This window comes from Legionella santicrucis (assembly GCF_001468135.1).
GTDB classification, from domain to species: domain Bacteria; phylum Pseudomonadota; class Gammaproteobacteria; order Legionellales; family Legionellaceae; genus Legionella; species Legionella santicrucis.
Genome location: NZ_LNYU01000020.1, coordinates 32,212 through 55,338, shown reverse-complemented (window position 1 = coordinate 55,338; position 23,127 = coordinate 32,212). Strand labels below are relative to the sequence as shown.

The following is a 23,127-nucleotide window of genomic DNA, read 5'->3' as shown; positions in this document are numbered from 1 at the left end:
ATTGCTTTAAAACGATTGAAAGCTGCCCTTTCTACTAAATATTTGAGAAAAGTGATAGGTTTTTAAACTTTGATGAAATCGCCCTGTTTGTATACCTTTATTTCATGAGTACTTAAGAATTTCTTAATTTTAATTTTTCAACATAGTGATTTAATGTTATTCTCACAATAGATTTTATTGGAGGAAAATATGAAAAAAGCTAATGAAATGGATATACCCACAAGTACAGAAACCAAAAAGGAAAAAGGTCGTTATGAGGATTTGATTAAAGAAATGAAAACCTTCGAAAACCGCCTCGCGTTTTTTAATCAAAAGTTGGATAAAGCGCTTAAAAATCCTAATGATCAAAGTTTAAAAGAACTGCAAGAGTGGACAGAGAATCTACCGTTCTCACATCAATGTCCAAGACCATAGTCTGACTAAAGTCCCATTCTGAGGATTAAATGATTGTCCTCAGAATCCAGAAAAAACCAGCTCTGCCTGACTTGTATATTGGCTACCCACAAATATTCCATAATGGAATACCTCATTCCTAATATTTATACCTAGCTAACGACTCGTTAATTATCAATTGTTTAAAATGACGTCCGTGTGATTGATATTTTTGCAAAATGTAGGAGATATATTATGAGAGCTAGAATAATGCACCAGGCACTAGCAGCTACTAGAAGAATGACATCAATGAGTAGAATAGCAACTACGGCAAACACCTATGGTGGTACATATTTCCCACTCTTTACGGATTCAAATGTTATGCCTTATACATCTACTCGCGCTTATTCCACCGCAGATCATTCTTCCCACATAAAGAATATAATAAATGAATGTATAGATCATGATAAGGAATTATCAGAAGAAGAAAAATCGCAACTTGTGAATTCAGTATTATTTGAAGTTACGGAGAGCATTACAAATATTCCTCGAAATTTTAAAATAAATAAAAGCTTACAAGAATACTACGATAATATTGAGGGGGGCGTCTCAAATGCCCCAAACCCGAAAGTTCAGGAAGTTAAAGGCGGAAAAGAAGCTCAAGAAAATGTTAAAGATGAAACTACTCCAAAAATGAACGATTCATCTGTTAAAAATATTATGTCATCAAAAGAATTACAAGAGAAAGTATTCAAGGAGGCCAAAGAACATGTAAAAGATAATCGAGGGCTGTTATTTTTTTTTAATCTTGTCGAAAATCCTCTAAAAAAAGTCTCGTCACCTTTATTTGATGGTTTGTATACTGTATTTGCAGATAAAGATGGAATACCTGATCATAAATCGCAAGCTGTCATAAGTTTAGCCAAGTGGATTGTACTGGCCATTCTAATATATTCCCTTCATCAGTATTACATCAAGAAATATGAAGAAATTGAAAAAATGGATAAAAGTGTTATTGCAAGATATGCAGAGGTAGAAGAGCTCTATGACAAAGCGGTTTTAATTATTCAGGAATGTACTCGCCAACTGAACTTAATAAATGAATTAGAGCGAGATATAGAGCTAAATCTCGAATTATTAAATCTGTTGGATAATTGTGCTACCTCAGAAAATGATCCTGATGGTTATATCGCTAAGTTTAAAGTGTTTTTTAAAACCCATACTCAAGCCCGTATTGATAGCGTTTTACATGATAAATCCTTCAAAACATCCAAACTGGATCATAAAATTGAACGAGAACTCAAATCTCGAGAAGAACACAATCCATTAGCGTCCAAACTCCTGGAGGCCAAAGGATCAAAAGGATTTCAAGGTACAAAAAATGCCTTGGAAGATAAAATCCTAGAGTTAGATAGGGAAATAGAACATAAAAAAGAAGGTATAGTTATAAAAAATAAACAAATACGCTTGAAAACAGATAAAATTAGTGAAATACGTGAAAAAACGGAAAAAGATGAAGCGATAATAAATAAATATCTGTTAGTCAGATTTGGAATTTTTACACCTCAATTTCCAGTGATCAAAAAGAAATGCGACGAATTAAGAAACACGGAAATAGAAAATGAAGAGGACAATGTCGATGCGCTCAGGATGTCGGTTGATTAAAATGTAACAGGTTGCTCCCCTTCAAATCTCCTCCTGGTCAAGTTAAAACTTTTGGAGGGGAAGCTGGGGAGCTTATATACCGGTGGGGAAATGACTCTCAAAAAGCAACATACGAGTTATGTACGCAGGAGAGTCATTTCATTCACGAGAAGGATTTTTATAAGCTATTGGCTCAATAAAAAGAATTAACCGAATCAAAAAAAACTTTATTTTATATTCATGAATTATAATCAAATGGCACTCCATTAATTTTTTTCATATTTTTCCTCCAATAAATTCCATTATCAGAATGGCACTAAAATAGAGTAAAAAATTAATATTAAGATACTTTTAAATCACTATGAAGCCATGGAATACCTTCGATTATAATTCAACTTATTAGGTGTTATAAACGTAACACAGTGATTAAAGTTTTGTTTTCACGTCAAGATCTTCTTTTTTTAGTCTATTTTCTTCAGAAAAACACGCATAACCAAGCCAGCTCGCAATCCACTGCCAAAATCCAATTCGCTCTTGTTTTTTGGGTTGGAAAAATGAGTGTTTTCCAGAGGTTTGTTTAGAAGTATTTATTTTTTTTAAATAGGTTAATTCATCATGAAATAAGTGAGCAGTAGCTGATCGATCATTGGCATTAATTTTTTGATTGATGGAGTCAATCACTTTATCCAATTGTTTTAATTCATATTTTGAATAAGATTTACGAATAATCGCTTTGAGTGAATCTTTTGCTGTCTTTGAGTCCTGATAGTCAAGCGTTGCAAGCACGTCCTTTTTTAATTGCGTTCCATTATTATTGACTAAAATGGCATATTCGATAAGGTATAAGTCTCGTTTGCTTTGTGCCGATTTAATTAAATTTTTGTAATGTTGAGCACGAGTTTTGCCGCGATAATAATCAAAGAAATAAGAGAAGTAACTTAAAGTTTGATCACGATGTTTTAGATAGTGATTTAAGGATTGAATGCATTTGGCTTTTTGAGTATTTAAGTAGGAGTCCTGTTTTAAAGTAGGAGGTCTTTCTTTTTCTTGGGTTGGCCTTGGTGATTGAATTTTGAGCTGATATGTTTTTAAATGAGTTTGAATTTCAGGGATCACAAAACTAATAGGTAGTTTCTTTTGTACTAAACAATCATAAAGTGACTTAATTGCTGTATTGAATTCTTTCTGATTTGTTTGGCTTTCTGAAAACGGTTTTTGAATGTTTTTGAGTAAGAAGTAGAGTTTTAATTCTAATTGGCAAATTTCTTTAAATCTAGAGTTTTCAATTAATCGTTCTAAGAGATCAGTATGTTCATCACTTAAGTAATCAGGTGTTACATCATGGTCTGACATGATGGTTTTGAGTTGTGCTAAAGCATTTACTATTTCTGGATTTTCAATCGATTGCTTCAAATCGATTTGCTTCTCAATGATGATTTTTTGACATTCCGCAAAAATTTTATCTATCTCTTCAAGTGCCTTTTTAAAGGGTAAATGACTAAATGTATAACGGTAAATTTGATTGTTCAAATCCAGTTGCTGATGAAGCATATTTAGTTCAATTCGTTCTAAAGTTTTTTGAATGGTTTCCTGATAAGGAATGGCCAATTGTGCAAGAGCGTTACTATTATTGAAGAGTTTAAACAGTTGGGGACGCACATCCATTTTATCATAATGGGATTCGAGATTGTCCAGATAGGCATTTACAATTTCTTGCCTATGTTCTTGGATAAGTTGCTGTAGATCGACATTCAAATCATCTGGTTGTTGCTTTGCAATAAGATGAGCTACTACTGCCCATTTTTTGTGCCTTAAAGCTTCAGTTAATAGTTTTTCCAAGCCGTATTTCTTGACAAATAAGGGTAAGGCACGTGGAAAAAGAAGAGGATCTTTTAAAAATATTAATACTCCATGATCTGGGGTAGCAGATAATTCACTTTGGGTAAATAAGCTATTAAAAATCGGTTCATTTTTTTCTTTAATTGCTCGTTTTAAATGGTTTAAATACAGCTCGGTTTGTTGGAATGTGGGATCTTGGTCTGGATTTTTAATGGAACTAAGCAAAGAAACTCTTGGGTTTTGAATATTTGCTTTTAATAAGAATTGGTACAGTCTGCCATAACCATTAACATAAACTCTTTCAAACAACTCAGAAGAAGCTTGTTCTCCAAATAGTTGCTGAATTGCAAGTTGCCTTTCCTGATCAGTCAAGATGAATTCTCGAGCAAGTATTTGGTTTGCAATTTTTTCCTTTTTTTGAGCACAGCAAAAAAGAAATAATTCTTTATAATTAAGTGCAAAATCAGATTTAGAGTGGATAACAGGCTCTATAGCGTCACTGTCTTTTTCTATGGTTTTTTGAAGTAGTTTTGTTAGAGGTTGCTTTAATTTTGTTGCCGGAGTTATCAGTCCTTGGGTCAAAAATCGTGCAACTAGGTTTTTGTGATTTTGCAGTAAAGCCGCTGTGAAAATTTGTTCAATTAAATCAGATTCAATAATACCGCCATGGGCAAGTAAAAAGTCCAAAGGTTTTAATAAATTATTTCGTGCGAGCAAAGCATTAAGTTTGGGATTTTCTTTTAACTGAGGGTAGATTTTTAAGAGTAAGATAATTCCATTTTCATTTTTATCATGAATGAGCTCATTCATGAATTCATTCAGTTCCTCTTTTTTCCATGTTATTTTTATACATAATGTTTCAGCTAAGTGAAATAGCTTTTTTTTGCACCATTCTTTGATTTGATTTTTTTGTGTTTGTTCGTCAACTTTTAATGAAAGTGCATCAGGAGGTAGCAAGGTTATTGTTCGATTCAGCTTTAGGAGTTTGGATGGATTTTGAATCGATTCATTGAGGTATTCATTAAAAAGAGTAGCTTCCTTTTGTATGCATATATTGATGACTGGTGTGAGGTTCCACGTTAAACTGTATTCTAAAATGAGTTTTTTAATCTTAGGGCTTGCTTGTGCAAAACAATGCTCAATCATTGAATAATCATCATAATCGTAGCAAAGCATCAATAAAGCACGAACATCCTGGGTCATACGTAATACATTGAAATTTAATTGTGTGAGAATGGATAAAATGGCTAAATTGTTTTCTTCTAGTCCTTTTTTATAAAGAAATTCTAAGGTATCTATATCAAGCGGATCTTTAAGCTTTTCTTGGAGAAATAAGCACATTTCCTGGTTGTCATTTAAAATGGCTATAGTTAAGCCACTTTTTATTATTTCTGCTGGAATATCCTCACGCCAAGCATTTTTTATATGTTCATTTTTACGTAGAAAAATCAGTGCATTAAGTAATGAAACTGATCCTATTGATGTTCTTAAATCAATTAACGAGTATTCATGTTTATCAATCTGTTTCCAACTCTCTGGGTGGTTTGTTTGTTCTGACCAAGCACGTGCATAAGTTTCAAAAATAGATTTATCCTTGCGCTGTATGCATAAGATGAGTAAATCAGGCTCTTTAGTATTGACCATAAAACCCATGTCAAGAAGTTTTGATAAAGTTGTGGCATTGATATTATCAATCACTTCTTTATTAAAAATAGAATGAAATGTTTTAGGATCAATTTGGGTATTTATCAAATGAGTAAATAATAAACTTAAAACATGGTGTTGATTTGCAATTGCAGCATGTTGAATTTGCTTAATGAGTTGCTCGGGAGAAAGTTTGCTTAAAAACAGATGGCTTGTTTGGAAATTACTCTCTTCATGAATAAAGGTTAAAAGCTGTAAGTGATTGTAATTTGTTTGATATTCGAGATTATGAGGTAGATTAAATTGATCAAGAAGCTTCAATAGATTGCTGTAGTTTGCTTTCTTTTTCATTAAGTCTGGTAGTAGTTTACTAAGTTGTTTTTGTATTGTCTCTTTTAATGCATTCTGTTCCTCAAGGGAGGTATAGGTTTTGAGATAGTGATGAATCAGTTTTTCTGTTTCTTTGTGAGTTCCTATATAAAGAGTTGCCTTAATCCCTTGTAGCATGGCATTTTTGATATCAGAGGATTTAGGTTGTTGCAGTAATAGGTCATTAAATTCTGGACGAAGATATTCTTTTGCCAATGAACCTAAGTCGATTTTGTTTTCTTTAAATAAATAATTTAGGGTATTAACATCTCCAGCTAGGGCTGCGAATGCACTGGAGTTTGTATTCGTTTGATGAGCAAAAGCGATTTGGTGAAGTTCATCATAGGTAGGATAAGACTCTCTAGCATCATTGGGAGAAGCAAAGGTGCGAATTGCTAAACCGAAAGTATGCTCCGTGTATTCAAAACAATCTTTAATTTCTTTAATTAACTCATTGATTGAATCAAATTCTTTTATTTTTTTACTGTAATTAGGATCATAGACAGTATATTTGCCATTGCGGAACGTTAATGCAATTGCATGATTTTTGCTGGTAATAAAATAAGATCGATCATTACGACTGATTTTTTTAAATAGTTCTTTCCAACAGGATTCATCGGTAATGAGTCCTAAGTTAAATTCATTACTCAATGGTTTATTTCGAACATCTAAGATTTTTTCGAGATCACCTTGATGGGTTTCATAACCACAATATTCAGATGGACGAAACGCTTTATCTATTTGGATAATGAAATTATCAATTGCATGATTACTACCTAAACGATAATTACTAGGTAGGGCAGCCAGCTGGTCAAGTAAAGAGAAAAACTGCGAGGTTTTATTTTCTAAGGTATATTTGATATATAATGCAGCAAGGCCCGCGCAAATTCCTTTTTGGTTCAGTTCAAAATCAATATTTGGTTTTTGCTTGAGGCATAGATTGACTGCATTAATAATTTTACCTTGGCTCGACATGATTTTTTCTATGATAGTACACAGGGCTGTGATTATAAATTCGTTTTAATTTATTTCAATCCACTATGCTTTTTATTTGGTCGACTAATAAACAATAAGCCAAGATCAATGATAATTTACTATACAAGAGGTTATTAAATTATGCTTGCAATTTTATTGTCTCTCCAATAGTCTGTACTGGAAAATAATTATCACAAGGAATTGGTATGGCACAAGATAAAATAAATGTAGATGATGTGGGCAAGACAGTGACAATAGCTGCTTTGCTCAATACAGTTCTTGCTCCGCTTTATTGGGCTGATACAAAAATAGGTTTATCTGCTGCATTAGTAGCTACCGGTGCTTTTTTATATAGTGCACATGAGATTGGTAAAAGAAGAAGACCTGCTGCCAATGGCATAAATAGTTTGAATACATTTTTTGGCGGTGTAACAGGTGATAAGAGTACAGAAATTGAAACGGCTGCGAAAAATGTTTTTGTGGGAGGAAAAGTTATATTTGATGAAGTCTTTCCGCAAGGTCCTAGCAATCGCAGATAGCCGGTTGAATGATTTATCAAAGGAATTGATATGCCTCAAGATCAATTAAATCCTGAAAAAGTATTAAAAACTGGTGCATTGATTAGTTTTGGAAATTTATTTATGTCACCTTTTTATCCTAGATTAGGTCCATTTGCGTCATTAACACTAACCGCCGCAGCGTTATTTGGATTGCATGAAGTAGGGCGACGCCAGCAATCAAGTAATGGTTTTTGGAGTTTCTTTTCAAATAAGTCTGATGCCAACATTTCAGATGTGAATACTTCAATGCAGCGTGTTGTGGAGGGTGGGGCGACTGTGTTTGATCACGTTTTTCCTCCTGGTAAACGATAAGTATCTTGGATCTTCCGCTTTTTGCGGAAGATGGAAATATTTAACTAGAATAAGCAGACAAGACAACCATCGCTAATACACTATTCATCTGAAGCCAGATAGCTCATAAACTCCCCGTATTTTAGTTATTTAGGAGTAATCTATGATAATTGATGAATTTTAACTACCATGCCAACCTGTGCATTATCCAAATAATAAATTACATTTCCTTTTAAGCGTTGCTTTTGTGACACTATAAATGATTCATGCGGATTACTTGGAGGGGATACTTGAAGTTCTGCATCTAAAGAATAATAGTTACTTTGTCTTATATCTAGAGTTCCTTGCATTTGCCAACCATTATGTTCTACAAAGGGTAAAGCAACTTTACTCTGATTATTTGCTGGTTGTCTCCATGAATAATGGCCGAGTACCTGGTAGTGCCCCTTACGAGTTAATAAGTAGTACTCATCACGGAGACTCGAATAAGATACGGGTAACAAACGATAAGGTTTCCCAGATTTTTCTGTATCAGGGTGTAAAGATATTGCGTTTGAACTCGGTGGTAGGAGAGGAGTATTTATAGTTAGGCCGCTAATTTGATTTGGATGAGTAAAGATAATTAAATCAATTTGATATAAGGATTTGGCGAAACTTAAACACGAATACAGGATACTTAGAATTACTATTATTGATCGTTCCATGGTTTATTTTTTGATTGTTATTATTTTGTTATCTGGTTGCTGGCAACCAGGGGATTAAGCCCTGTAAAGTGGAATCTAGATATAGAAGTCTCCCTAAAAATTTGAATTCCACTTCACTCAGAACCGATGTAACTTCCTATTATACCTTTGAAAAGATCTCACTCAACAACAATTTTGGGAAATTTATCTGCGTAATTAATTGGTTTTTTCGCTAATTCAATTGCACTTCTCATTGCTGTTTTTATAAATGTATTTGTTAGCTCATCTTGGCCTTGAGTTGCAGTAGGATGTCCCTCATCACAGTGTTTTCTGATACGCATGTCTAGAGGAAGTTGGCCCAGCAAGAGACAATGATGGTTGGCACAGAGAGATGCTGCACCACCTGTACCAAAAATTGCTTCCTGATGACCACATTGGCTACAGATATGTGTGGACATATTTTCTACAATTCCTAGTACATCAATTCCTGTTTTAGAAAACATACTTAATGCTTTTTGCGCGTCAAGTGTAGCTACGTTTTGTGGTGTAGTAACTACAATGGCTGTAGTTAGAGGGATTTTTTGGACCAAAGTGAGTTGAATATCACCAGTTCCTGGCGGCAAATCAATGAACAAATAATCTAAATCGTCCCACAAAGTAACATCCAACATTTGGATAAGAGATTTAGCAAGCATAGGACCACGCCAAATTAGTGCTTGTTCATTATTCATCAAATAACCAATAGACATCGTTTGTATGCCATGGGCTATTACAGGAAGATAATGATCCTCTTTGATTTGTACAGGTTCTGTTTTACCAAGCATTAATGGCATACTTGGGCCATAGATATCAGCATCTAAAATTCCTACTCGAGCTCCAAGGCGTGCTAATGCGGTTGCAAGATTGACTGTCACTGTAGATTTTCCTACTCCTCCTTTCCCTGAAGCAATCGCAATGGTATTTTTGACACCACGTAAGCCTTTACCAACCAGTTGTGTTCTATGGGCTTTAATATAATGATTTATATGAAGTATAACCTGATGGTTGGGAAATTCGGTTTGTAGTGCGGTAAGCAATAAGGGTTTGTATTGCTTGTCCAATAAGCTAGAGGGAAAACCAGCGCTAAGATTCAGAATGAGCTGATTTTGAAGTAGTTCAATGCTGCACTGTAAATTCATTTCCTTACCTGTAAGGCCAAGAAATGGGTCTTTTAAGGTATTTATGAAGTGAGTTACAGTATTTTCAGTGGTCATGGATTCGTCTCAGCGTTATGTAAGTTAAGAGAAAACTTTTTACGTCTCGCGATTTGTTTGCAAAATCCAGTGATAGTAGTGATCATTAGATCTCGTAGATAAATCACAAGGCTAGAATTATAAAGTGGAATAATAACGCAGGGAGGTGTTATTTCATAGAATTAGATTTTATCTGAGCAAAGATTCTTGGTTTATGGCATTTCAGTAGAAATTGCAACGGAGTTATAATGCCAATTTACCCAATGATTGCTTGCAAGATAATAGATACCGCAATAGATAGGAAGATGGGTGCGGCTTGATAAATAGGAACCGTATTCATTGACTTGCTGTTGATGTTTGGACAAGGAACTTTCATCTTCTTTACCTGTTTTAAAATCAATAATCCAGCATTTGCCTTGATCTTCAAAAGTACGATCAATAATACGAGTAATGGGTATATTTTGTTGTTTTACTAATAATTCGTATTCATTCAGTTCTTGGTGATGTTTGGCAATAATCCATGAACCTGTTGGATCCTCAAACAGTTTGCTAATCTGTTTTTGTATTGTTTGTAATGCATCGAGTTGCATTTTTTCATCAAAACCTAATTTCCTTAATTCATAACGAGGTAAATTCCAAGGAATTTCAGCTATTGTTTCTGGGTGATGATCACAAATCCAGTGCAATAACCGATGTGTTATGATACCGATTAATCGAGGAATATTGGTTGTTAAAGATGTTGTTGATGTATTGGCATTAAAACGAATATCCACTTTTGGAGTAAGATAATAATTGAGTGGCAAGCGTAGAAGTTTGGGTAACGATAATGTTTCTTCCTCGGTGAGACATGTTGTTTCATCGTCGATAAATTCTTGCCGTTTAAGAAGACTACGGAATGAACTTTTAGATGATTTTTCAGAATAATCCATTAAATACAAGCGAGATTTTGCTCGTGTCACGGCTACATATAATAATCGTTGTACTTCATAACGACTTTTTATTTCGTCTAACTGAGTAAGATAATCATACAGCGCACAATGTTCTTGATGTGCCGCGTGTATTGGTGACATCAATAATAAATTACCCTGTTTGTGAGTAGGTAAATTAAGCCAGCGTAACATAGGCTTATCTCCACGATTTGCTTGCGCCCCTAATCCTGGTAATAAAACAGTATCAAATTCTAATCCTTTAGATTTATGGATCGTCATCACGTGTAAACGAGAGGAATTGGTTTGCTGTGAATAGAGTTTATTAAGTTCTATGAGAAACTCTTTCATATCTGGCAAACGGCCATCTTGTTCATAACGATCGAGCAGGCTCCAGAATTGTTCGAGGTCATTGAGCTGGCTCTCATGCAAGATATTATCTATGTGCAATTTTTTTAAGGTATGAATAACCCATGAAGAAAGCTGGGTTTCATATCTTTGTGTTAAGGCCTGGTGCATCACACGAATTAAAAAACCAGCTCGGATGCTGCCATCCTCGCTTATTCCCTGAATTTTATTAAGATTTAATAAAGCAAAATAAATGGACTTTTTAGTATTAAAACGAGCTATAGCATGAATGTCTGGTAAAGACAAACCGCAATAAGGGCTACGGAGAACTGCAAGCCATGAAAGGCGATTGGCTGGGGTTAATAAAGCTTGGGTTAATGACCAAACATCACGCAAATGACTAAGATGGGTCAGTAAAGTGATATCAGTACCTTGATAGGGGATTTGATGCTGGCGTAACAAACGAATAATTGCACTCAATTGTGTTCTTGAGCGAACGAGGATGGCAATGCTTTGATGCGGGTGAGTTTGTAATTCATATTGAATGAATTGAATAAGTCTTTGTGCTTCTTGCTCACGATTTTTAAATTTTATGGCATGAATAGCGCTATTTTCTTTATCCTTAATGACATTAACGCTGGAATGAAATGGAACTGATCCGGATTCTATATCAATTTGTGTTGGGAAAATATAGGTGAAGTGTTTATTGACCCAATCGACAATCGTTTGTGTGGATCGAAAATTACAACTCAATTCGAGCGGATGAAGTTTGACTGCTCCTATGCCTTGTTCTTTAGCCCTAAAAAACAATCCCACTTCTGCTTGCCTGAAGCGGTAAATAGATTGCATGGGATCGCCAACAATAAAAAGAGTTTTGCCATCACCTTCTTGCCAGCCATGTACTAATTTAGTTAACAATTCAAATTGAGTAATTGATGTATCTTGAAATTCATCAACCAAAATGTGATGAAGAGTATTATCTAAATATAATGCTAAATCAGTAGGATTATCTGCATCGCCTAATGCAGCTAAAGCTTGCTGGGATATGGTGGTAAAATCAACTTCATTCTTTTCACTAAATAATATATGTAAATGACCTACAAGAAGAGGAAGCAACAAAAATAAGGCTTGTAATACCTCCCATTGTTCCGGATCGTATTGTGGATTGGGTAAATTGCTTACTTGGATTAATGCTTCAAGAAAATCAGGGTATTCATTAAGTTCACTTAATAGTTCTTTGCTTGCATTTTTTAATCTTTTATATTCATCAGGAGAACAAGATCCGCTCAAAAGTCCAACATGATGATCGAAACTTTTGCGAAAATTAGCCTCATTTGTAAGAAGCAATTTGCTTAAGGCTGTTGCCATCTCTTGCGTTGTTTTTTCAAAATCATGCCAATCTCTAAGTAGATAACGGGGAGAGTTGGGATTATTTTCTATGAGCGCCAATTGGCGAGCATTTTCAGTTAATTCTTTGGCTATATGTTGGGGCAAACTTTTTTTGAAACGATTTAATTCATGCTGTTCTATAATCCGCAATGCATGCTCAAAAGAGGCTTTTTCTTGGGCACGTGCTTGAAATAAAGGTACAATCCATTGCTCTCTTTGAGATAAAAGTTCACTAAATAAATCAAGTAATCGATCTTGGCGGTTATCAACATGCAATAAAAGAATTTTTATTGCCTCCTGGTATTGCGGTGTTGCTAATGCATATTGGATACAATGTCGACCAGCATTTAAATAATGACTGCTCGTTTTATCAGTAATTTGGGCGTAGACAATTTGTTTTTCCAATAAAGGAATTGCCTGATTAATACTTTGACATAAAGAATCAATGGTAATAATTCTTAATCGACTAGGCTGCTGTAATAGGTTCCATTGATAATGGGTATCAAAATGAAGTGCTTTATAAGCAAAATCCAGTGTCATTTGCTGATGCGGGCTGTTGGCTGGTTGATGATTTGCTGCTTGCTGTAGTGCCAATAGAATACGTTCTCGCATTTCACTTGCTGCTTTGCGAGTAAAAGTTAATGCGACAATTTGTTCAGGAGCTTTTACCGTGCTTAATAGCCGCAAATAGCGTTGAGTCAGTATTTCAGTTTTTCCTGAACCTGCGGGTGCTTGAACGATAAAGGATAAAGAAGGATCGGTGGCTTGGCTTCGTTGAGCGCTATCGACTAACATGGCATTTCCCAAAATGCAGTTAGGGTGAAGCGACCCCCCAAATCTACATTAAACCCTGGGTTTCGCTTCGCTGCACCCGGGCTATATGTTTATTCCAAAATAATTTCCTGTGCGGGTGGGCGCAGGTTGTAATGCGAACTCATGCAACGTCCATAGGCTCCGGTATTGGCAATTAATAATACATCACCTTCTTCTGTTACAGGTAATAAACGGTCGTAACCTAGGGTGTCTCCAGATTCACAGATAGGGCCTACTATATGAGAGAATCCAGCCTTTTCTTCATATAATCGACTTAAGTTTACAATTTCATGATAAGCACCATATAAAGAAGGTCGAATTAAAGAGTTCATTCCTGTTTCTATACCAATAAATTTGACTTTACCTTTTTCTTTACATTGAGTGACCTTAGCTAAAATGACACCGCTTTCTGCAACAAAAAAGCGACCAGGTTCAAGCCAGATTTTAATTTGTGGATAGCGAGATTTTACTGCCATGAGCAAGGCATCCAAATTTGCGAAATCTAATGGTTGTTGTCCTGGTTTTTCCACTACACCTAAGCCACCCCCTAAGTTGATGGATTTTGCTTGTGGAAATTGTTCGGTGAGGGAGGCAAGCATGGATGCAGTTTGTTGCCAGAGTTCGGGTGTGAGAATTCCACTACCTGAATGTGCATGTAAGCCGACCACTTGAATATTATTTTTTTGGGTCAATGCTATAACTTGCTCCATGTCGTTTTGAGTGATGCCGAATTTTGATTCATTTCCGCCTGTTGAGACATGTTTATGATGACCTGCTCCGGTACCAGGATCAATACGGATAATAACTTCTCGATTTTTAAATAATTCAGGCCAATGCTCAAGAGGATATAAACTATCTATAGTAATATAACAGCCTATGTTTAATGCATATTCATACTCTGTTTTTGGGGCAAAATTAGGTGTAAATAAAATCCGTTTTTTATCTATATTGGGGAATAGCTCCAGCACTCTATCTAATTCTTGAATTGAAACACATTCAAAACCAATTCCTTCTTTTTCCATGGTTTTTAAAATCGCAGGATGAGGATTTGCTTTAATCGCATAAAACAAGGCATCAATCGATTTTAAGGATAATAGTTGTTTGGCTTTGGTAGCTTGAGTTGGGCTATGATAGACATAACAAGGTGAGTTTGAGCTGGCAATAGTAAGCAAGCGATCACGATCCTTTTCCCACCAAGGTATTGTCCGAACAGCAGGGTTGCCAAACTCTTCATGCCAGCTTTTAGAGTAATAGAAAATTTGCGGGTTATTTTCTATGAGTAAATGATGTAGTTTTTGACATAATTGATTCGCTTGAGACTCATCGACAACAAATGTTAAGTTTAAATCATTCGATGCAAGTGACATCAAATAGACTTGTTTTGCTTCAAAAACTTCTAATGCAGGGCCAAGTTGAGGTAGTACTGTTCTAATGTGATGTCCTACAAGACTTACTGCACTGCATGGCTCAATGAGTTTTGCGCGCCCAAACTGATTTAATTCTGCTAATAAAGCATTAATGGCAGAGCGATCATGTATCTTACTATTTATATCTAAGGACAATGTGACATTAAATTCAGAAGATGAAAGTAGATCTACTGAGAATCCATGGTGTTTAAAAGCTGTAAATACGTCCGATAAAAATCCAACCTGTTGCCACATGTGTAATGTATCTATAGAAATCAATAAGATACTGTTTTTAATCTGAATAGATTTAATCAATGGTGCTGTTTCATCAATATCTTTAGTGATAAGTGTCCCAGAGTGTCCCGGCAATTGTGTAAACTTGACCGACATCGGGATATTAGAGCGTCGAACGGGGGGGATGCAATTAGGGTGGAGTACTTTAGCTCCCATCGTAGCAATTTCTTGTGCCTCATCATAATTTAATTTTTTCAATAACCGCGCTTGAGGTAATTGATGAGGATTGGCAGTATAAATTCCAGGAACATCAGTCCATATTTCACAAGACGCAGCTTGCAATTTAGCTGCAATCAAGGCTGCTGAAGTATCAGAGCCCCCTCGTCCTAATAATACAGTCTCTCCTTGAGGATTTGCAGCAAAAAAGCCTTGAGTTATAATCGCTTGAGCACCAGTGGCGATAAATTTTTCTACTAACTCTGGAGCATATTCACTTTCGCACCGCGCAGTGAGGTAATTTGCTGTGTCTCCGTCAGGGAATGGGGTACTGATTAAGAGTTCGCGTGCATCGTACCATTGACAACGAATTCCTTGTTTTTCCAAAAACGCATGCCCAAGGCGCGTCATCATGAGTTCCCCCATACTTAAAATTTGTGCATGGGTTTTTGCAGGAGCTTGCTTTAATAAAGCAATACCAGTAAGCCATTGCTCAAGTTGATGAAGGTCTTGTGCGATTAGTTCAGGATTGACTTCCAGCTGTTCGGCAAGATGAAGATGTCCTTTACGAATGTCAGCCAAAATACTTTGATGCTCATCAATTAATGCTGCATCTATAGCTTTTTCAAGCTTATTTGAAATTTGTGTTAACGCCGAGCATACAATAACGGGCTGCACCCCAGAGCTCATATGTTTTTGTGTAATTGACGCAATATTATTCCAAGTGTTGCGAGTTGAAACACTCGTACCTCCAAATTTCGTGACTATTTGTCGCATTGTATTTTCCGCACAAAATTAATACACATTAGCATGGACGAGAGTCTTAACACAAGTACTACACTCTATAATTTAGATCCTTCGAGTTATTAAATTCATTAATAAGCCATTATGATCTTAATTATTCCATTGTGAGTCAATATTAAATTCCTCTTGAATATAATAGGAAAAAAGTATTTTTAATGGTATGAAAACAAGGTACACTCGGTTCCAGCGAACGTTTTATTCGATTTTTGAGGCATAATATTTAAGGAGTTCAGGAGTGAAAAATATGCACAAACCTTTAAGAACACTAGTGAGTTCGGCTGTGATTGGTGTTCTGGCTACCGGTGTGACGCATGCAGCTGGTTTCTCGTTGTATGGAGAAAGTGCTGGATATACTACTGGTAACTATGCAGCAGGTGCTGCAGCAGAGGCAGCTGATGCATCGACAGGTTGGTATAACCCTGCAGGTTTGGCATTACTTCGTGAACAACAACTGGTTTTTGGTGGCGTAGGTATATTTCCAACTTTGAAACTTAATGGAACGAGTACGTTTACTACGGCTACCGGTTTACCGGCACCTTTTCCTCCTGCTATTGAATATGTACAAGATTTTGAAGGCGTGAATGGTGGTTATAATGCGTTTGTTCCTTCGTTTCATTACGCTCTTCCTTTAGGCGAGCGTACCACTTTTGGTTTAAGTGTTACTGCTCCATATGGTTTAGCCACTGATTGGTCACCTTATTCTCCTGTTCGTTATGCAGCAACTTATACCGAAGTTTTAACTACTAATATTTCCCCAGAATTAGGTACTCGACTTACGGAGCATTTTGCTCTTGGAGCAGGTCTGGACATGCAATGGTCCCGTGTCAAATTCAATCAAATGGTTGGTGCACCGACTCTTTTTATGGCGCTTGATGAAAATCCTTATACAGTTGATTCTTTAAGTTATAATAAAGGGTCGTCTTGGGGAGTTGGATTCCATGTGGGTGTTATGGGTATGTTTAATGACAACCACACGCGTATTGGTATTAATTATCAATCCAGGGTAAGACATGTTTTCTACGGACATAGCCGTTTATCCGGAATATTAGCTAATAATGATTTCTTCTTGGTCCAGCCTGTGTTACCTCCTTCTACATCGCGCCAGAATGATGATTTATTCAGTAATCCCCAAGAATTTCCTGATGTACTTACTCTAAGCGCTTATCAAGATATCAACCAAAAATTGGCTTTATTAGGGTCAGTTGTTTATACAGGATGGGGAGTTTTTAAAGAAATTCAATTAAACAATGTTGCTGCGCCAAATATAGGAGCGTTGCCACCTTTTGAAGTCACCCAAGCAAATGTTAATCTTAACGTGCCACAAAATTTTCACGATGCATGGCGTGTGGCAATTGGTGCAAATTATCATGTTAATCCAAAGTTGATGTTGCGTGTTGGTGGGGGATATGACCAAACTCCTACAAATAATACAGATAGAAACATTCGTTTACCTGATGTGGATCGTTGGGCTATTGCAGTCGGTGCTCATTATCAATGGCGACCTAATATTGGTGTCGACATTGGATATACTCATTTATTTGCGGGCAGTAATCCAAGTATTGATGTAACGCAAGCATTACCCCCCACTTCTGCATACACTGTAGATGCTGATGGTGGTAGCTTCAGCGCAGACTTAGTAGGTGCTCAATTAACATGGATTATTGATAAAATACCTGAAGCGCCAACAAAGTAAATTTTGAGTGAAATAGAGTTTGTTGATATAAAAAAGCCACATTAAGTGGCTTTTTTAATATCTTTAACTAAGAAATTTCTATTTGTGCTTTAGGTGGTTTTTGAATTACTGTTTAGATATTAAGGTAATTTGGTAATGCTTGCTTCACCAAGGCCATTGATAACCATATGATACCCATTATTTATTAATTCTTTTGGAGTTATGTCGCCGGAATTAAGATCTAATGTAAGCGTGCCTACATTTATAGGATTGGGGGTATTAGTAGCCATTTTAATTAATGCGGTGCATTTTTTATCGGGACTGGTATATCCATAACATGCCAATTTTACGAGATTCCAATATACCTTTTGAGTTATATTTGCAGCTGTTGGATAAGGAGAAGCGACAACACCTCCTATATAAGCATTTGATTCTTCAGAAGTATAATTATGAGTGATTAAATACTCAGGAGCTGCAAAAGTGGTTGCAGCACTTAAACTTAAAATAATAGCTGAAAAACCTTTAAAAATTAAATTCATTATTTCTTTTTCTCCATTAAATAATTGGTTTAAAGCTACCAACACCCTAAAAATCAATAACTTTTAAACCCGTTCATTTTCTTACATTTTTATCTAAAAAATACAGTTGTATCTAGCACCGGCGGTGTATTGAATCTCAAACAGCCAACTTTATATGATTTAACTGCATCTCTTAGGTTAGGGGCTCCATGAGTATATCGTAAAATAATTTAGTGTCTATCCATAGAATCCCTGATTGAGTAGTCGTGCTATGTCTTTAGCAAAATAAGAGATAATAAAATCTGCTCCAGCACGTTTTATAGCAATCAGGCTTTCCATCATTGCTTGTTCTTCATTAATGAGCTTATTTTGTGCTGCTATTTTAATCATGGAGTATTCACCGCTTACTTGATAAGCACATAGGGGTACTTCTGGAAAGTGTTGTTTCATTTTAGCGATGATGTCCAGGTAAAACCCAGCAGGCTTTACCATGATCATATCTGCTCCTTCATCAAGATCTAGAGTGGTTTCTCTAATGGCTTCAGTACTATTAGCCGGATCCATTTGATATGCTTTGCGATCGCCAAATTGTGGCGCTCCTTGAGCCGCTTCTCTAAAAGGTCCATAAAGACAAGAACAGTATTTAGCGCTGTAACTTAAAATGGGAATATGTTGATATCCATGAGTATCTAATGCTTGGCGAATGGCATTGACCATTCCATCAGTCATTCCACTAGGTGCTACCCAATCTGCTCCAGCTTTGGCATGGCTTACAGCTTGTTTCGCTAGAAAATCTAAAGTCTTATCTGTATCAATGCATTCCCCTTTCAGAACACCACAATGGCCATGATCGGTATATTCACAAAAACAGAGGTCGGTAATAATTAATAAGTCTTTATTCACAGTACGGATTTTTCTTATTGCTTGTTGAATAATTCCTTCATCATTAAAAGATTCACTGCCAAAAGCATCTTTGTGTTTGGGAATACCAAACAGTAATACGGCAGGAATGCCCAAGTTGCTAATTAATTCAATTTCCTGGGGAATGCAATTGAGGCTTAATTGAAATTGACCAGGCATAGCGCAAATAGCTTGTGGTTCATTAAGTTGCTCATTGATAAATAATGGAGCAATAAACTGTTGGGGATGGAGTCGTGTTTCTTTGATTAAAGCACGAGACTTGGGGCTGCTTCTTAAGCGAGTTAATCTTAATGGTATATTGTAATCGGTCATGGAATGAATCCTCGTCTCTTAGGGTATTTAGAAGACCTTATCTTTTTTTATTAGAAATACTTTTTTTCTTGGAAGTATATAAAAAATCAATAGCGCTACTCGTATCACTATTACTTATTTGGATACTAAAAAATTTGTTGAGCATGTATCTTAAGGTCAAAATATTTGTATCAGTTTGCGACAGACCAATATTATAGCTTAAATAGAGTCGTTTCGAGAGTGATTTTCCTACCATAAAAGAAGTGCTGTCACTTGCAGTATTGCTTAATTGATTATAATTTGTATTGGTTTGTACATTAAAATCAATACCTGCACTTTGTTTCAGCTGTTCTAAAAGTCGAGCGCTGTTCGTATTTCCGCTAAGGCTCATGGAGGTTATAGCTGTTAAAAGTAATTGTGCCCCAGCTTTGTTGGCTTGATTCGCTGGGCGACCAAGAATAAGCATGGACAAAATATCTGCTTGTGAAAGGATAGCAGGCTCAGAGAATAATTGAATTTTGGGTTGGGTTAGACGTCCTGTTACCTCTACACCTAGAGTCATTGTTTCACCATAATTGATATTTTGGAGATTCGTGCTATTAAAATCTAAAAGCTGGCTTGAGCTGGCAAAATTGGTGGGTGTTATGCTGATTTTTTTTGCTGCACGTACATTAATTCCAGGGTTGTTAATGAGACCACCAGTAAAAATTAACTGTCCTTGTTTTATTGCTAATTCTTGGCCGTAAGCTTTATAGGAACCCTCTCTAATCGATAATTCGCCATATGCATTTAGGGAGCCTTCCTGTAATTGTTTTGTATGAAGTGTTCCATCTAAAAAGCCTTTTAATCCTTTAACATTGACCGCAACTTCTTTACCCATTTCAATGGCAATATCCATACTATTGAGAAAAGTAACAGGAGGAGCGGATTTTTCTTTACGTTTATAGACTACATCTTCTGGTAATGAAATGCTGTTGTGAAAAGTTCGAGGTTTAATCTCAGCATAAGGCACTAAAACAGTACCAGAAAGTGCGCGTGTCGTGGGTGTTAAATGAAGACTAAGTTTTGGAGAAATATGAATTTGATATTCACTGGTATTAATGAGGGGAAAATCATTACCTTCCAGGGTCAAATCTCCTGTAAACTGATTGCTTAATGTCCCTTTTCCTGCAAGGGCTAGATGATGACCCGCAGATATGATGGAGCCGGTAGCTTCCCAAGATTTTTCTGTACCATGAACATTAAGTTCCAAGGTATCCAAATTGAGTCCGAACTTAGGCAAAGAAAAACTTGCCTTGCTAAGCATTAATTGACTTTCAATGTGTCTTTTCTTCACCGTACCTTTTACGTTTAATGCGAGGGTCAATTGCCCCTTTAGTTTATTCATTTCAGGACTTATTTTGTTTAAAAAGTCTAATGAATTTATGTCTAATGATAATTTGCCATTTATAGGTTGATTGTCAAAGAAGCCGGTATTAAGGGCAAATTTAGGTAATTGAAATTCCATGTTTAAGTTTTTATGTTCATCAACAATTAAAGTTCCTGCGCCTTCAAGTTTTGCAGGAGAAAGCGTGACCTTTATTGTTCCTCCTTTGAAGCGAAGTACAGGAATAGTGTTATTATTCGGTTCATGATAAAAACCTGGGTCTATGGTGAAGAGTAAGTTTCCTTGATTTTTAGCCGTGATTTTACCCTTAGTGGATAGGTTCGTGTATAAAATAATATCTTGAGATAATGAAGGCAGGGGTTGTGTTAGGTTAGCCTCAAAAGTCCATTGCCAGGGGATAGTGCCGTTAATTTTCGCGTCCATGGTCCAATCATTTTTCAACGCTGTCATGACTTTTGCATTCAAATTAAGTTGTAGATTAGGTAAGATACCTGTCGCAATTACGGCTCCTTTTTTGCTTTCTATTAGGGTGTTTTTTTCATTTTCCCATTGTAAATCATGCCATTGAGCGGTGAGTCGTTGGTTTTCTTGCAATGAATGAGGATTCCATTGAACATTTAATTGTTTTATTTTTACTTTAAGCGAATTATTTTGATACTCGATTTCACCTACCGTAAAATGATTGATTAGGCTGCCTTCAACTTGTTGGATTTTGAAGGTTCCTGGAACGTAAAAACGGCTTAATTGAATCATACAAATTAAACCTGGCGTGGTAGCAAATAAAAAAACAACAATTAAACCCAGTATGAGGAGTAGTGAAAGAGTAACATTTAATGTTTTTACGAGTACTCGGATCATAAATCGGGCCCCATACTAATCACTAATCGAGGGCTGTTATTATCCCGTTGCCATCGATGATTAATGGCTTGAGCTAATCCCACCTTAATTGGACCTATGGGAGAAACCCACATCAAACCACCACCGGCATCATAATAACTTTTCATTGGATTTGGATTGGAAATGGCGCCAGCATCATAAAAAGCAACAAGATACCAATTTTTTTTTGTTTCTTTTTGAACCTCAAAACCCGCGTAGCTAATTACTCTACTTGGTCCTATTGAGTTAAAGCTATAAGCCTTTAAATTATCAGTTCCCCCCAAAAGTAATGCAAGTGATAATGGTTGTTGCTCGATGTTGTTGATTGCAATAAATCCTTGAATGGCATGCCCATAAAGTCTTAAACGCCAGGGATCTATTCGTATCGCGGCCTTTGCATCCAATGACGTTTGGGCGTAATTAATTGTAGATAAAGCAATTTGATTTGCGGCAAGACCGTTAATGGTGATGTTATAACCTGAAGGAGAAAAGAGAAGGTCTTTTGTTTTGCTAAAGGTCAAAGTTGCTTTAGGATAAAGTAGAAATTGCTTTGTATCATGTTGTAATGCGTAATGGAAACCTTCGTATAAAGTGTTGAGCGATAAAGTACGTTGATAGTTTTTTACACGATGTTGTTGTGCGAGCGATACAAGAAATGAATTACTATAACCTGCGCTGTAGTTTAAATTTGAAAAATTACCTGTAAGCGTATATTGATCCGTTACAGGATTTTGGCCAGGAATAACATATTGAGCCTGTAATGCGTTTTGTACAAAAGACCCTTGAGCTAACAGATTAAATTTATGTCCCTGGCGATTTACTGGAACTACATGCAAAGCTGCTCGACCACGTACACCAGTATCAGTTCCATAGCCAGCCCCTAACGTATAAGAATATTTAGACACAGGTTCAGTATGGATTTGAATAGGGACCGATGCGTTTTCTGAAATCTGTGGTTTCACAAGTACAGAGCTAAAATAGCCACTATTAGATAATTCATTATTTAATTGAAGTATTTGATCTGCTGAATAAACTTGACCTGGATGAAAAGGCACAAAACGATGCAATAATTTAGGATTAATATAGGTAGGATCAAACTGAACTTGTCCGAAGTAGTAAAGCTGACCTGTATCAAGAATGAGAGTAATTTCTGCTGTGTAATTTTCTTCATCAATTAAAATTTCATTTTTCTGAAACCGAGCATGTAAATAACCCTGATTTTCTGCCGTATCGATAAGCTTTAATTTAGTTTGTTCATATTGCTCTGTGAAGAGTGGAGTATGTAGCATTAAAGGTATATTTTTTATTACTTCACGTAGTGCTTGATTTTGTGCTCCTTCGCCTAGCAGTTCGATCCTGATTTTTGAAATCATGATTTGTGGGCCAGGGTTGATGGCAATTATCAAACTTTGCATATTTGGTCTTTGGATAACAACATCTGCCTTAAAATAGCCAAAGGGTTGGATGGCTTGTAGAACTTGCTCTCGTAAATCTTCTATGCTGAATTGGGCAAGGGGTTTTAATTTCTGTAATTCCTGCAAACGTTTTTCAACATTAGCTTCTACTTTTCCGGAAATTCCATGAAGTGTAATAGATAGCTCACTATTATCTTTGGCAAAGAGTGCAAAACAAGTCATAAGAAGTATCAGAGAGATGAGTTTTTTCACGATAGTCTCGGTACCTGTTTCACCAAAAATGTCTCCGATTTACAGACAAG

At 36.1% G+C, this 23,127-nt stretch carries 14 protein-coding genes; 5 read left to right on the top strand and 9 right to left on the bottom strand.

All coding sequences use genetic code 11. From position 1 onward, the window contains the following. The first annotated feature begins 189 nt into the window (after positions 1 to 189). Positions 190 to 414: a hypothetical protein gene (locus tag Lsan_RS04510; RefSeq protein WP_058513323.1), complete on the top strand. Its 225-nt coding sequence runs from the start codon at positions 190 to 192 to the stop codon at positions 412 to 414. A gap of 213 nt (positions 415 to 627) precedes the next feature. Then, positions 628 to 2,037, top strand: coding sequence for a hypothetical protein (locus Lsan_RS04505; protein ID WP_058513322.1), 1,410 nt, complete (start codon positions 628 to 630; stop codon positions 2,035 to 2,037). A 405-nt stretch (positions 2,038 to 2,442) separates the two neighbouring features. On the opposite strand, the gene Lsan_RS04500 is transcribed toward Lsan_RS04505, so the two are convergent. After that, positions 2,443 to 6,843: a hypothetical protein gene (locus Lsan_RS04500; protein WP_058513321.1), complete on the bottom strand. Its 4,401-nt coding sequence runs from the start codon at positions 6,841 to 6,843 to the stop codon at positions 2,443 to 2,445. A gap of 206 nt (positions 6,844 to 7,049) precedes the next feature. On the opposite strand from Lsan_RS04500, the gene Lsan_RS04495 reads away from it, so the two are divergent. Further along, positions 7,050 to 7,382: a hypothetical protein gene (locus Lsan_RS04495; RefSeq protein WP_058513320.1), complete on the top strand. Its 333-nt coding sequence runs from the start codon at positions 7,050 to 7,052 to the stop codon at positions 7,380 to 7,382. A 30-nt stretch (positions 7,383 to 7,412) separates the two neighbouring features. Beyond that, a complete protein-coding gene (locus tag Lsan_RS04490; RefSeq protein WP_058513319.1) occupies positions 7,413 to 7,715 on the top strand; it encodes a hypothetical protein in 303 nt (100 codons plus the stop codon). A gap of 140 nt (positions 7,716 to 7,855) precedes the next feature. Here Lsan_RS04490 and Lsan_RS04485 read toward each other — a convergent pair whose 3' ends face one another. The 4 genes from Lsan_RS04485 to Lsan_RS04470 form a co-directional block, all read right to left on the bottom strand. After that, positions 7,856 to 8,398, bottom strand: coding sequence for a CsiV family protein (locus Lsan_RS04485; protein WP_058513318.1), 543 nt, complete (start codon positions 8,396 to 8,398; stop codon positions 7,856 to 7,858). Positions 8,399 to 8,556: 158 nt separating this feature from the next. After that, complete coding sequence (apbC, locus tag Lsan_RS04480; RefSeq protein ID WP_058513317.1) at positions 8,557 to 9,630, bottom strand: iron-sulfur cluster carrier protein ApbC; 1,074 nt, start codon at positions 9,628 to 9,630, stop codon at positions 8,557 to 8,559. Between the two features lie 191 nt (positions 9,631 to 9,821). Next, positions 9,822 to 13,067: a UvrD-helicase domain-containing protein gene (locus Lsan_RS04475; protein WP_058513316.1), complete on the bottom strand. Its 3,246-nt coding sequence runs from the start codon at positions 13,065 to 13,067 to the stop codon at positions 9,822 to 9,824. 89 nt (positions 13,068 to 13,156) lie between these two features. Next, entirely contained in the window at positions 13,157 to 15,718 is a 2,562-nt protein-coding gene (locus tag Lsan_RS04470; RefSeq protein ID WP_058513315.1) for a bifunctional aspartate kinase/diaminopimelate decarboxylase, read from the bottom strand. 262 nt (positions 15,719 to 15,980) lie between these two features. On the opposite strand from Lsan_RS04470, the gene Lsan_RS04465 reads away from it, so the two are divergent. After that, positions 15,981 to 17,438: an OmpP1/FadL family transporter gene (locus Lsan_RS04465; protein WP_058513314.1), complete on the top strand. Its 1,458-nt coding sequence runs from the start codon at positions 15,981 to 15,983 to the stop codon at positions 17,436 to 17,438. Positions 17,439 to 17,557: 119 nt separating this feature from the next. On the opposite strand, the gene Lsan_RS04460 is transcribed toward Lsan_RS04465, so the two are convergent. The 4 genes from Lsan_RS04460 to Lsan_RS04445 form a co-directional block, all read right to left on the bottom strand. Continuing rightward, the gene (locus tag Lsan_RS04460) at positions 17,558 to 17,956 is read right to left on the bottom strand and encodes a hypothetical protein (RefSeq protein WP_058513325.1); all 399 of its coding nucleotides are present in this window, start codon (positions 17,954 to 17,956) and stop codon (positions 17,558 to 17,560) included. A gap of 216 nt (positions 17,957 to 18,172) precedes the next feature. After that, positions 18,173 to 19,168, bottom strand: a complete 996-nt coding sequence (hemB, locus tag Lsan_RS04455) for a porphobilinogen synthase (protein WP_058513313.1) — start codon at positions 19,166 to 19,168, stop codon at positions 18,173 to 18,175. A gap of 37 nt (positions 19,169 to 19,205) precedes the next feature. Next, positions 19,206 to 21,392, bottom strand: coding sequence for a translocation/assembly module TamB domain-containing protein (locus tag Lsan_RS04450; protein WP_058513312.1), 2,187 nt, complete (start codon positions 21,390 to 21,392; stop codon positions 19,206 to 19,208). Then, positions 21,389 to 23,077, bottom strand: a complete 1,689-nt coding sequence (locus Lsan_RS04445) for a BamA/TamA family outer membrane protein (protein ID WP_058513311.1) — start codon at positions 23,075 to 23,077, stop codon at positions 21,389 to 21,391. Before Lsan_RS04445 ends, Lsan_RS04450 begins: the two co-directional genes overlap by 4 nt. Between the last annotated feature and the right edge of the window lie 50 nt (positions 23,078 to 23,127).

What these genes read in the sequence shown, in the direction of transcription:
- Lsan_RS04450 (WP_058513312.1), bottom strand. Translation starts at nt 21,392, where the DNA reads ATGATCCGAGTACTCGTAAAAACATTAAATGTTACTCTTTCACTACTC.
- Lsan_RS04470 (WP_058513315.1), bottom strand. Translation starts at nt 15,718, where the DNA reads ATGCGACAAATAGTCACGAAATTTGGAGGTACGAGTGTTTCAACTCGC.
- hemB (WP_058513313.1), bottom strand. Translation starts at nt 19,168, where the DNA reads ATGACCGATTACAATATACCATTAAGATTAACTCGCTTAAGAAGCAGC.
- apbC (WP_058513317.1), bottom strand. Translation starts at nt 9,630, where the DNA reads ATGACCACTGAAAATACTGTAACTCACTTCATAAATACCTTAAAAGAC.
- Lsan_RS04495 (WP_058513320.1), top strand. Translation starts at nt 7,050, where the DNA reads ATGGCACAAGATAAAATAAATGTAGATGATGTGGGCAAGACAGTGACA.
- Lsan_RS04510 (WP_058513323.1), top strand. Translation starts at nt 190, where the DNA reads ATGAAAAAAGCTAATGAAATGGATATACCCACAAGTACAGAAACCAAA.
- Lsan_RS04475 (WP_058513316.1), bottom strand. Translation starts at nt 13,067, where the DNA reads ATGTTAGTCGATAGCGCTCAACGAAGCCAAGCCACCGATCCTTCTTTA.
- Lsan_RS04505 (WP_058513322.1), top strand. Translation starts at nt 628, where the DNA reads ATGAGAGCTAGAATAATGCACCAGGCACTAGCAGCTACTAGAAGAATG.
- Lsan_RS04485 (WP_058513318.1), bottom strand. Translation starts at nt 8,398, where the DNA reads ATGGAACGATCAATAATAGTAATTCTAAGTATCCTGTATTCGTGTTTA.
- Lsan_RS04460 (WP_058513325.1), bottom strand. Translation starts at nt 17,956, where the DNA reads ATGAATTTAATTTTTAAAGGTTTTTCAGCTATTATTTTAAGTTTAAGT.
- Lsan_RS04500 (WP_058513321.1), bottom strand. Translation starts at nt 6,843, where the DNA reads ATGTCGAGCCAAGGTAAAATTATTAATGCAGTCAATCTATGCCTCAAG.
- Lsan_RS04490 (WP_058513319.1), top strand. Translation starts at nt 7,413, where the DNA reads ATGCCTCAAGATCAATTAAATCCTGAAAAAGTATTAAAAACTGGTGCA.